At 43.3% G+C, this 1,147-nt stretch carries 2 protein-coding genes; both read right to left on the reverse strand.

Features of this window, described 5'->3' with window-relative positions; genetic code table 11:
• Positions 1 to 366: hypothetical protein (locus tag R7P67_RS25615; protein ID WP_318086424.1), on the reverse strand; the 366-nt coding region annotated here is incomplete at its 3' end.
• Positions 367 to 476: 110 nt separating this feature from the next.
• Positions 477 to 995, reverse strand: a complete 519-nt coding sequence (locus R7P67_RS25620) for a DUF4136 domain-containing protein (protein WP_005463686.1) — start codon at positions 993 to 995, stop codon at positions 477 to 479.
• Positions 996 to 1,147 lie beyond the last annotated feature (152 nt).

Here is a 1,147-nt window from a genome sequence, read left to right on the forward strand (position 1 = left end):
AATTTGATATTTTGAATGAGAGAAGTCTTTCGCAAGACCAAGAAAAGCCGTCAGACCCGCGTTCAAATATGGCGTTTCTGATAAAGCGCGGTTCCAATGAGGAGCCAACGTTTCGAACCAACCGATATCGAGCTCGTCAAGCTCTGATTTTGAATCATGAACTCGCAGTGCATTGCGATTTAACAGGCTAGCAAACGAATGAAATGGTGGTGCTAGTGGCGTTTCGGAAACTTGTGCGTCTTCATCATAAAACGCAATGCCGACGCTGTAGTGGTGAATAGTTTCAGGCGACGTTGATTCTTGGCCGACAGAAACCGCCAATAAGCTCAGAAATAGCCCGAAAAAGCTAATAAGAAGAGCACGCACAACGTTCACCTACATCACAGTAATACGTACTTTTAACTCTGAGGGCGAGAATTTGCAATCGAAATTCTCGCCTCGTGGTTTTAGCCACTCAGTTTGATATAACGGAGGACTTAATTCTTACCGTATGGGTAGTTTTCGAACATTTTCGCCACTTCTTCTGTGATCAAATTTTCCCTTTTCTCAGTACTCATTGATTCGGTTAACTTGCGGCTTGAAACGCCTTTCCACACAACTTGGTTCGCCTTACTATCCACCAGCTCTACCACTAACTTCCCGTATTTGCGTTCTTTATATCGTTCAGGGCTTGATGTAATCACACCAAAGCTGTTCCATCCATAACCGACGCTAAAAGAAGAACCAGACGATACCAACTCCGACTCCTCAACGATATCGTGATGAACGTATAAATCACCACCACTTGCAACTCGAGAAAGCCCCTTCGATTCCAGTTGAGCAGCCAAACCTTGTTCTATACGGCGTCCATCGATACTTGCTGGAGCATCATTTTGAGTACCAAAATCAAACGTTTTGTAAGAAGCGAAGTCCGCTTGTTTATCCACGTCTGTTGTTACTGTCGTACAAGCGGCCATCAAAAGCGCCATTGCCCCAATTGTTACTGTTTTCCACATACGCGCTCTCCTCGTTTTTTTACTTATACGACTGACAATAAAGTTGTGTCATTTCAATATTGAGTCTTGACTATGAATGATAAGTGTTCAATGTCAGGTGATGATTAAACCATCAAATGGATTGACGATTAATGAGCCAGCTCTGTCACATA

The organism is Vibrio sp. Vb0937, assembly GCF_033338855.1.